This window comes from Coprococcus sp. AF21-14LB (assembly GCF_003458885.1).
Taxonomy (GTDB): Bacteria; Bacillota; Clostridia; order Lachnospirales; family Lachnospiraceae; genus UBA9414.
The window spans coordinates 1-10,573 of the sequence record NZ_QRVX01000064.1; the positions used below are offsets into that span (position 1 = coordinate 1).

Genomic DNA, 10,573 nt, shown 5'->3' on the forward strand with positions numbered 1-10,573 from the left:
TTAGAAGAAGATGAGGAAACAGTCCGAAAGTATATTGAGGAGATCGGAACAGGAAACGAATTATAATTATCACGGCGGCAAGTCTGCCGCCGTATCATCAAATCGTACAAATAGAACTTGAATAAAGTTTTGTCATGAAAAGTAAAAAGTTCAATATTCCCTGATTCGGGAAATATAATTCAGCAAAATGTAATTTTAAAACAGAGGAATTTTATATACATTATTAGGCGGAAATACTGTTCGTATCGCAGCCAAAGTGTTTCTGTTTTTTTCTCCAATATATGATGAACAGAACAGCAGTAATTCCCCAGGAAACAGGATAGCTGAGCGTGATTGTCTCAATTGTTGGAGAGAGCGGTACGAGTATGAATACCCAGAGTGAACGGAAAATACATACACCACAGCAAGTCATAATAGCCGGAATGATAACGTCACCGATACCACGCAGTGCGCCGGAATAAATTTCAATAAATACAAATAATGCGTATGCCGGAGCCATATAGGTTAAAATACGGATACCGATCTGGATGACAGCCGGATCATTTGTAAACAGATGGAAGAGATATCTGCCGGCTGTGAGGAAAAAGACGCTCATAATAACTGCGGCAGCCAGTGTAATTTTGATACAGATGGAAACGCTCTTTTTGACGCGTGTATATTTGCCGGCGCCATAATTCTGACCAACAAAAGTAGTTGCGGCGATACCGAATGCAGAAATGACCATCCAGTAGAAAGCATCCATTTTACCAAATGCAGTCCAGGCTGCAACGGTATCAGTACCGAGTGCATTTAACGCAGTCTGGATAATAATATTTGAGACACTGTACATAACGGACTGCAGTCCGGCAGGAATACCGATATGTAAAATATTTTCCAGTGATTGTTTATAAAATGTAATACGCCGGAGATGAAGCCGGTAAATGTCTGTTGTCCGCATTAGAGCCAATATTATGAGGATTGCACTGACAGCCTGTGAAAGTACCGTGGCGATAGCCGCTCCTGCAATTCCCATATGAAATACGAGGACAAACAGAAGATCAAGACCGATATTTAAAAAGCAGCAGACAATCAGATAGTAAAGCGGTCGTCTGGAATCTCCGACAGAGCGAAGGATGCTGGAACCGATATTGTAGATAAATACAAAAAGAATTCCGAGAAAGAAGATACGCAAATAAGTGACGGAATCCTGCATCATATCTTTTGGCGTATTCATCCAGCGCAGAAATACTGGGGCAGCCGCATATCCGATAACAGTAATGACAATGCTGCCGAAAATACAAAATGCCATTGCAGTATGGAGTGCATGGGAAAGTGGTTCTTCCTTTCGTGCACCGTAGTGTTGAGCAATGATGACAGTTGCTCCCGAAGATACTCCGACGAAAAATCCGATGATCAGGTTACTGATCTGGTTTGCAGAGCCGCCGACTGCGGCCAGAGCTTCTTTGCCGACAAAGCGTCCTACAATGATAGCATCTGCAGTATTGTAGAGCTGTTGAAAAAAGGTTCCCAACATGATCGGGAAGAAGAAAATGAGAAGCTGTTTCCAGATGACTCCCTCTGTAATCGCATTTGCAGGAGCCGATGTTGTTTGTTTTTGTTCTTCCATAAAACCTCCTGAGAATCTAAATGACGGTTATAGTTGTCTGCATTAAAAAAATTTTTAAAAGAGATGTGCTGAGAAATTTGCAAAAACTTTAGAAAATTTTTAGTAGCAATTTTCAGGACATTAGTATATAATGAAAGCGTCTTGAGATACTGCTAGTTGTGCAGACATATAGCAGATATATCATAGCATAATTTGTATAAGGAAGGAATAGGTGACAACTATGAAAAAATATGTTTGTGAACCATGTGGATATGTATATGATCCGGAAATCGGCGATCCGGACGGCGGAATCGCTCCGGGAACAGCTTTTGAGGATATTCCGGAAGATTGGGTTTGCCCGATCTGTGGAATGGGAAAAGAAGTATTCGTTGTAGAAGAATAAGTATAACGGAAGAATCATAATGCAATAATAAAAACAGCCCGGGCGGTGAGTCCGAGCTGTTTTTTTAATACGTCAAATGGTGCAGGACCGGTTTCCAGAATGGTTTTATGAAAATCTTTCTGGGAGAAGTTTTCCCCGTCTTTCTGGATACAGTCACGCTTGAGTTCAAGAAATTCGAGATAACCGATATAGTATCGTAAATAATTTCCTGGGTCAGAAAGGATTAGTTCGTAAATATCCTGCACAACATTGTCATTGGAAATCCCGTAGTTTCGGAAGAATTTACAGGCATCTTTTAAGGTCCAGCCGTCATAGTGGATACCCATATCTGCAAGGGCGTAAAGCCCGAGGACAGCGGACTTATTTTTTTGCAGCAGCGCAGCCTGTGTTTTGGAGATGGGAGCCATATAGAAGGACATCATTTCTGTGTAAGTTGCCCATCCTTCGGTGTAGCCGCCGAAATTGATGATACTGCGTACCGGATCAGGATTAGATGCAGCAAAATACGTTGTCTGGTACAAATGTCCCGGGTAGCCTTCGTGGGCGAGTGTCGTATACAATTCCATTCCCTGCATTGTCTGTTTGCGGTTGATATAAATGACATTGTCATCGTTGTTGTCAATGGCTGGAATCAGATAAAAGGCAGGGCTTAGGTAGGATTCAAGCGATTCCGGAACATATTTGATCGTATGATGTACATTTGGTCCTTCCGGGAAAGCGGTATTACATTGTGTCTGCAGATCGTTCATAATGGCAGCGGGATCGGAAAGGGCTTCCTCAATGGCGGCAGAAGTGATATCAGAGGATGCTGCTGTTGTACCTTCTTTTGAAAATGATTCCGCAGTTTTCTGAAGATCGGAAATGTCCTGTGTAATCTGCTTTTTCGTAAGTGACTGGAGTTCTTTAATGGATCTGGAGGAACCGGTGTTGTGGGCAACAAGCGCTTCATAGTAAGCTTTCCCTTCCGGGAAAAAGCAAAGACCTTTGTCATTTGTTCCGGTTTCTTTTAGCGCAGAGATGGCATCTGCAAAGTTTTGAAATGCCGGAAGAACGTAAGTATCTACCTGGAGTTTATTTTTACTAAGATAGCTTTCTTTCTCCGCATTAGAAATGTCGGGCAGATGACTCAGCCGTTCCTGAAAGGTTGTATAGAGATAATTTTCATCGCCCATCTCCAGAAAGGAGCGGCACTGGGCAACCACATCTTCTGCGACGGCATGAGACATGAAAAGTCCTGCATCGGATTTGGCTTTCTCGAATTCAGAGAGCGACTGCAAATATTCCGGTGTTTTGGAGAGAAGTTCCAGATAGATATCCACATCTTTTGTATTACTAAATTGATATTCACAGAGGAGAACAGGAAGCTGTGCCTGAATTCCGGTAGTCGGGTTGACAGGTTCCTGGTAAAGGAGATATGGTGCGAGGGCATTATTTGTCTGAAAGTATTTTTGGAGAATATCATAAGTCAGCTGATTTTCTTTATTTAACGAATTGGGATGAAATTGTTCCAATGCGTGCAGAAGATTCTCAGAAGAGGCCATTGCCTCGGCTGTATTGGAAGAAAAGGAACCGTATGTAACAGGAGCATTTTTAATGCCATAGATTTGAGGCTGCTGTAGTGTGTAGTGAAGGGTAAGGGTATCTGAGGAGACTTCCTGACAGAACAGCGTGTGTGTGAATTTGCGAAAAGCAGAATTTTCATCCTGAACGGTGGAAGTATTTTGACATCCGGAGGCAAAAAAGGATAAAAATGGGCAGAGAAAGAAGAGAGCAGCCCGTTTGTATGAGAAAAATTTATGCATAAGAACTCCGAGTGATTTTTTGTATAGTATATATAGAAAATGATAAAAATATGACAATATCTATTGGAAAAATTGACTAAAAAATAACGTACTAACAAAATGCGGCATTTTGCTTGCAATAAAGTTTTTATGTGATATAATCACAAATACATATGCGTGTACAGGAATAAATACAATCCATCAGGAGGGGTGTAATGAAGACAGGATGTTTAATTCTCGCAGGTGGTAAAAGCAGTCGAATGGGCAGACAGAAATCCTCTCTGAAAATAAAAGGAATGACATTTTTGGAGCGTCTTACAGAGGAACTTAGCGGATACGGAGAAGTGCTTGTCTCTGTAGATCGATTCGACAGACATAAAGAGATTTTAATTCCGATGATTGAAGATCTGTATCCAGATCATGGTCCTATGGGAGGCATTTACAGTGCATTTGCAGCAGGGAATTTTGATCGGCTTTTGACTGTTCCATGTGATGTTCCGCTTTTTTCCGGAGAGCTGGCAGAAAAATTGTGTGAACTGTCCGATGAAGATGCGGATGCTGTTATTATGCGGACGAAGGACGGACGCATTCATCCTCTTTGCGGGATGTATCAGAGCAGCTGTCTGCCGGTGCTTCGGGAATGTCTGGAGAAGAGAGAACTGCGGATGATGCAGGCGCTTGGGAAGATGAAAGTGATCTTTGCAGAAGCAGGCGAGGACTCGTGGCAGCTTCAGAATATTAATACACCGGAAGAATATAGGCTCCTTGTGGAAACGTATTCGAATACATAGAAATCTGAGTAGTAAATATCAGAGTATACAGACATCAATGAGAAAAGGCAGAGGAATGAGAGATGAAGATTGAGACAATTACAGAGGCTGCAGATTTACTTTGCAGTATGACAGAAGCTGTTTCTTCAGAAATGTGTGAGCTTTCGGAGGCTTATGGAAGGATACTTGCAGAAGATGTGGATGCTGTTTTGGCTGTACCGTATTTTCGAAGAAGTGCGTATGACGGATATGCGCTTCGTTCGGAAGATACGATAGGAGCATCAGAAGATGCACCGGTTGTTTTAAAAGTAACGGAAGCGCTTGCAGCAGGAGATATTCCACAGTATGAGATCGAGAGAGGACATGCCGCCCGTATTATGACAGGAGCAGCAGTGCCGGAGGGAGCAGACGCCGTTGTTATGCATGAACGTACAATATTTACAGAGGAGGAAGTAAGACTGACAGCTCCGCTAAAGCCTGGAAATATTGTGCAGATCGGAGAAGACGTGCATAGCGGCGTACGGCTTTTGAACCAGGGGAAATGTCTGGGGCCGGCGGATATTGCACTGTTGGCAGGCCAGGGAATCTCCAAAGTGAAGGTTTATCGGAAGCCGGTGGCAGCGATTGTCAGTACCGGAAGCGAACTTTTAAGTCCGCAGCAGACGCCGGAATATGGAAAGATTTATGATACAAATCCGTATCTGCTTGGAGGATACTTGAGAAGGTATGGAGTTACGCCGGTTCATTCCGGTATTGTTTTAGACAATCCGAAGATGCTCAGCGAAGTGATTGAGAAAGCACTTTTACATAGCGACATAGTTATTACAACAGGAGGGGTATCTGCCGGGGATTATGACTATCTGCCGGAGGTGATCGAGAACATTGGCGGCGAGCTGCTGTTTCACAGAATCCGGCTGAAACCGGGAGGAGCGATGCTGGCAGCCAGAAAAGACGGAAAGCTGATTCTTGGTCTGTCAGGGAATCCAGGAGCAGCGGCCACCGGCCTTCTATGTGTAGGCCTTCCGTGTATAAAGAAATTATGCGGGGCATCAAAGACTGATTTCCGAAGAGCAAAGGCGCGGCTCACAGAAGCATTTGGGAAATCTTGTCCGGTCATAAGAGTGCTGAAAGGCAAATCATCCTATCAGGATGGGATGCTGTATTTTACTCCGCTTGAGAATCAGAGAAATGGTTCTGTTTCGTCGATGGATGACTGCGATCTTCTGGCAATAGTGCCGGGGGGAGCAGGGCCGTTAGAGAAGGGAACAATGTTAGAAGTCTGTTTCATTTAAACACGCAGCAGCGGCGAAAGCAAAGACAGCTGCTGGATATAGAAGAAATAGATGAAAGGAAGGAGAGGGTATTATGAATACACCAAAAGAAATCGCGAATAATTATATCGCAATAGGGAAGGGAAAAGTAAATATGCCGGTTGCCAAGATGTTTGTGCTTGGTATTCTTGCCGGAATGTTTATTGCAGTGGGAGGAATTGCCTCTGCAACTGCGGGAGCGGCTCTTCCGGGGGCAGCAGGAAAGATTGTCGGAGCATGTCTTTTCCCGGGAGGCCTGACAATGGTACTGCTTGCAGGAAGCGAACTTTTTACAGGGAATTGTCTTCTTGTAATTCCGTTGCTGAAAAAAGAGATTACAATTGCAGGAATGTTAAAGAATTGGATTATCGTATATCTTGGAAATTTTGTGGGAAGTATGCTGATTGCGGCGATATGTGTATTTGGTCATCAGACAGATACTTTTAATGTGGGCACTGCCCTGATCAGTACAGCTGTGGCAAAGACGTCCATTTCGTTCGGCGATGCAGTACTCAAAGGAATTGCATGTAATTTCCTTGTATGTATTGCAGTGTGGATCTCATTTGCGGCAAAACAGGTTTCTTCTAAGATTATCGGATTGTTTTTCCCGATTGCAATGTTTGTATTATGTGGATTTGAACATAGTGTTGCAAACATGTTCTATATTTCAGCAGGACTTTTTGCAAAGGGAAATGAAAACTATATGCTCATGGCAGAAGCCGCACAGGTTGATGTATCCGGTCTGACATGGGGTTCAATGTTTACAGCCAATCTTTTACCGGTAACAATCGGAAATATTATCGGTGGAGCGATACTCGTAGGCGTGGCATATTGGTTTGTATATTTAAAAGATGATTAATGAAAAGGATCATAAATAAGTAACTAAAAATAATATTCTATCAAAGAATAAGAGAGAAGGGAATTTATGGGCAAATTATATCTTTCTGATCCGTCAGGTTATGACGCAAAAATGAATGAAATTGCACGACATTTTTCTCATAAGGTTGAGGTATATCCTCCGGGAAGCTGTCCGATCACACTGCAGATTTCTATGCTGCGGACAGCTGCAAATGAGACTTGTGGAAAATGTGTACCGTGCAGGGATGGACTCCCTCTTGTAGCACGTTTGATGCAGAAAGTATTGGATGGATGTGCTACAGAAAAGACGTTGGCAAATATTAAAATGATGGCAACAATGATTCGGGATTCAGCAGACTGTGCCATTGGTTGGAATGCTGCTGACGAAGTATTAAAAGGACTTGAACTTTTTGCAGATGAGTACAAGAGCCATATAGAGAATCAGAGATGTCTCGATTGTGTTGGACAGAAGATTCCATGTGTATCACTTTGTCCGGCGCACGTAGATATTCCGGGATACATAGCGCTTGTAGGTAATGAAGATTATGCAGGAGCCATTAACTTGATCCGCCGGGACAATCCATTCCCAACGGCATGTGCAATGGTATGTGAGCATCCGTGTGAAGAACGCTGCAGACGTAAGATGCTGGAATCTCCGATCAATATCCGTGCATTGAAAAAATATGCTGTTGATATGATGCCGGCAGATACAGTGAAGACACCGGCTCCGAATCCATCAACAGGAAAGTCAATTGGTATTATCGGGGGAGGTCCAAGCGGATTAACAGCAGCCTATTTCCTGGCATTAATGGGACATAAGGCTGTTGTGTATGAGTCACATGATAAGCTTGGCGGAATGCTCCGCTATGGAATTCCGAATTACCGTTTCCCGAAAGACCGTCTTGATGAAGACATTCGTGCTATCCTTGGCGCAGGAGATATTGAAGTAGTATACAATACAACTGTCGGCAAAGATATTTCTATTGAAGAAGTACAGAAGAAGCATGATGCAATGTATGTTGCGATCGGTGCGCAGACCGGAAAGACACTGAATATTCCGGGAGCAGATGCGAAAAATGTTGTATCTGCGGTAGAGATTCTCGATGAGATTGGCAACGGACATCTTCCGGATTATACTGGAAAGAAAGTTCTCGTCATCGGTGGAGGTAATGTTGCTATGGACTGTGCGAGAAGTGCAGTCAGATGTAATGCAGAAGAAGTTTCGATTGTATACAGAAGACGTCAGAAAGATATGACAGCTTTGGAATCAGAAGTAGAATCTGCTGTTATGGAAGGAATTGCTCTTGTAACATTACAGTCGCCGGTAGAGATTAAAAAAGATGCAGAGGGAAACTGTGTATCACTTGTTACACAGCCACAGATGATCAGCGCATATAGAGGAGATCGTCCGGCTCCGAAAGATGCAGATAAACCGCAGCAGGAATTCCCGGCAGATGTGATTATGATCGCAGTAGGACAGGATATTGTGTCTGCACCGTTTGAAGAATTTGGTATGCCGGCCAAGAGAAATGTATTCCAGGCAGGGCTTGATACGGAAGTAAAAGAACTTCCGGGAGTATTTACAGGAGGAGACTGTGCAACAGGTCCGTCCACAGTTATCCGTGCAATTGCAGCAGGAAAAGTTGCAGCGCATAATATTGATGAATATCTTGGCTATCATCATACTTTACTGTGTGAAGCAGTTGTTCCGGAACCGAAGGAAAATATGAGGACATTTATGGGACGTACTGAGATTGGCGAGCGTCCAGCATTTATCCGAAAGAAAGACTTTGAGCATGTGGAAGAACTTCTGACACATGAAGAGGCAATGCAGGAGGCAAGCCGCTGTCTCAGATGTGACCATTATGGATGCGGAGCAATGGAAGGGGGCAGAGATTTATGATTAATGTAACGATAAACGGCATGGAGATTCAGGCAAAAGAAGGCCAGACAATCCTGAAGGCAGCCAGAGAAAATGGAATTCATATTCCGACACTCTGCTTTCTGGAAGGAATTAATGAGATTGGCTCCTGTCGAATCTGTGTAGTAGAGATAGAAGGTCGTGCAGGTCTGGCAACAGCCTGTAATACAGTAGTCAGAGAGGGAATGAAGATTCAGACAGACAGTGAAGCAGTTGTTGAAGCGCGCAAGAATACACTTCACCTTCTTATGGCAGAACATAAGACAAATTGTTTTAAATGTATCAAAAATGGTGCGTGCGAGCTTCAGGCTCTGGCGAGAGAGTACGGAATTGATGTTCCGAACTTTAAAGCATCCCACGGAGATGTGCAGCATGAACCGTGTGCAGAGAACCCGTTTCTTTCTTATGATCCGGGACTTTGTATCCAGTGTCAGCGCTGTATCAGCACTTGTGCAAAAGCAACCGGAAGACATGCGCTTTCACTTGAAAAAAATGGAGCCAGAGTATATGTAAAAGCTCCGTTTGGCGAAGGTTGGAAGGAATCGCTTTGCGAATCTTGCGGTAACTGTGCACAGGCATGTCCGACAGGTGCGCTTGTTATTAAGAGAAGAAAAGACTACCGCGACTGGGAAGTGAAGAAAGTCCGTACAACTTGCCCACATTGTGCAACAGGATGTCAGATGGATCTGATTGTTAAGAATGGCAAGATTGTTGATGTTCAGGGGGCAGATGGACCGTCTAATCACGGATTGCTCTGTGTGAAAGGAAGAAGCGGATCATTTGACTTTGTTGACTGTGAAGACAGAATCCGTTATCCATTAATTAAGAATAAAGAGACAGGCGAGTTTGAGAGAGCAACTTGGGATGAGGCACTTGATCTTGTTGCATCTAAATTTACTGAAATTAAAAAACAATACGGAGGTGAGGCACTGGCCGGATTTGCATGCTCACGTTCTACAAATGAAGATATTTATATGCTTCAGAAGATGGTAAGAACAGCATTTGAGAGCAACAATACCGATAACTGTGCCCGCGTTTGACATGCTCCGACTGTTGCCGGTTTGGCAACCACATTAGGCTCCGGAGCCATGACAAACACTATTTATGATATTACTCATGAATCTGATGCGATTATGCTTGTCGGATCTAATCCGGAACACGCGCATCCGGTACTTGGAATGCAGGTGCGCCAGGCAGTACAGCGCGGCGCGAAGCTGATCGTTGTAGATCCGCGTGATATTGATCTTTGTAAAGACGCAGATATTCATCTGAAATTAAAACCAGGTACAAATGTTGCATTTGCAAATGGTATGATGCATATTTTCATTGAAGAGGATCTTGTAGATCACAAATTCATTGAAGAGCGCACAGAAAATTTCGAAGCAATGAAAGAATTAGTGAAGGATTATACACCTGAAAAGGTAGCAGAAATCTGTGGAATCGATGCCGATGCACTTCGCGAAGCAGCGCGCATTTACGCTACTGCAAATCGCGCGCCGATCATGTACTGTCTTGGTGTAACAGAACATCATACAGGTACAGAAGGCGTTATGTCATTATCAAATATGGCTATGATGGTCGGTAAGATTGGAAAACCTGGATGCGGTGTAAATCCAATTCGAGGACAGAATAACGTGCAGGGAGCATGTGATATGGGAGCATCTCCGAATCAGTTCTCCGGATATCAGAATATTGATAAGCCTGGTGTTCTTGAGAAATTTGAAGAGGCATGGGGAACGAAGCTAAATCCGAATATCGGAACAAAAGCAACAGACTGTTTCCCGAAAATGCTGACAGGAGAAGTGAAAGGTTTGTTTATCTTTGGAGAAGATCCGGTCCGTACAGATCCAAATACGCACCATGTGATCAAAGCGCTGAGTTCGCTGGATTTCTTTGTTGTAGATGAATTATTTATGACTGAGACTGCCAAAGGCACTACAGGGAG

At 43.5% G+C, this 10,573-nt stretch carries 8 protein-coding genes; 6 read left to right on the top strand and 2 right to left on the bottom strand.

Annotation, left to right across the window (positions count from 1 at the left end):
- Positions 1 to 223: 223 nt before the first annotated feature.
- On the bottom strand, positions 224 to 1,606 hold the full coding sequence (locus DWX73_RS11775; RefSeq protein ID WP_118348942.1) for an MATE family efflux transporter: 1,383 nt from the start codon (positions 1,604 to 1,606) through the stop codon (positions 224 to 226).
- A gap of 220 nt (positions 1,607 to 1,826) precedes the next feature.
- Here DWX73_RS11775 and rd point away from each other — a divergent pair, with 220 nt between their 5' ends.
- The gene (gene rd, locus DWX73_RS11780; protein WP_118348949.1) at positions 1,827 to 1,988 is read left to right on the top strand and encodes a rubredoxin; all 162 of its coding nucleotides are present in this window, start codon (positions 1,827 to 1,829) and stop codon (positions 1,986 to 1,988) included.
- Between the two features lie 14 nt (positions 1,989 to 2,002).
- On the opposite strand, the gene DWX73_RS11785 is transcribed toward rd, so the two are convergent.
- Positions 2,003 to 3,790, bottom strand: a complete 1,788-nt coding sequence (locus tag DWX73_RS11785) for a DUF885 domain-containing protein (protein ID WP_118348943.1) — start codon at positions 3,788 to 3,790, stop codon at positions 2,003 to 2,005.
- Between the two features lie 194 nt (positions 3,791 to 3,984).
- Here DWX73_RS11785 and mobA point away from each other — a divergent pair, with 194 nt between their 5' ends.
- From mobA to DWX73_RS11810, 5 genes are all read left to right on the top strand, one after another.
- A complete protein-coding gene (gene mobA / locus DWX73_RS11790) occupies positions 3,985 to 4,560 on the top strand; it encodes a molybdenum cofactor guanylyltransferase (RefSeq protein WP_118348944.1) in 576 nt (191 codons plus the stop codon).
- Between the two features lie 62 nt (positions 4,561 to 4,622).
- Positions 4,623 to 5,831, top strand: coding sequence for a molybdopterin molybdotransferase MoeA (locus DWX73_RS11795; RefSeq protein WP_118348945.1), 1,209 nt, complete (start codon positions 4,623 to 4,625; stop codon positions 5,829 to 5,831).
- Positions 5,832 to 5,904: 73 nt separating this feature from the next.
- Positions 5,905 to 6,708 (top strand): formate/nitrite transporter family protein, encoded by an 804-nt coding sequence (locus tag DWX73_RS11800; RefSeq protein ID WP_118348946.1) that lies wholly within the window; start codon positions 5,905 to 5,907, stop codon positions 6,706 to 6,708.
- 66 nt (positions 6,709 to 6,774) lie between these two features.
- Complete coding sequence (locus tag DWX73_RS11805; protein ID WP_118348947.1) at positions 6,775 to 8,610, top strand: NAD(P)-binding protein; 1,836 nt, start codon at positions 6,775 to 6,777, stop codon at positions 8,608 to 8,610.
- A partial coding sequence (locus DWX73_RS11810; RefSeq protein ID WP_118348948.1) for a molybdopterin-dependent oxidoreductase occupies positions 8,607 to 10,573 on the top strand: 1,967 nt, incomplete at its 3' end. The genes DWX73_RS11805 and DWX73_RS11810, both read left to right, overlap by 4 nt.

Coding starts and splice junctions, on each gene's coding strand:
- DWX73_RS11775 (WP_118348942.1), bottom strand. CDS start 1,606: ATGGAAGAACAAAAACAAACAACATCGGCTCCTGCAAATGCGATTACA.
- rd (WP_118348949.1), top strand. CDS start 1,827: ATGAAAAAATATGTTTGTGAACCATGTGGATATGTATATGATCCGGAA.
- DWX73_RS11785 (WP_118348943.1), bottom strand. CDS start 3,790: ATGCATAAATTTTTCTCATACAAACGGGCTGCTCTCTTCTTTCTCTGC.
- mobA (WP_118348944.1), top strand. CDS start 3,985: ATGAAGACAGGATGTTTAATTCTCGCAGGTGGTAAAAGCAGTCGAATG.
- DWX73_RS11795 (WP_118348945.1), top strand. CDS start 4,623: ATGAAGATTGAGACAATTACAGAGGCTGCAGATTTACTTTGCAGTATG.
- DWX73_RS11800 (WP_118348946.1), top strand. CDS start 5,905: ATGAATACACCAAAAGAAATCGCGAATAATTATATCGCAATAGGGAAG.
- DWX73_RS11805 (WP_118348947.1), top strand. CDS start 6,775: ATGGGCAAATTATATCTTTCTGATCCGTCAGGTTATGACGCAAAAATG.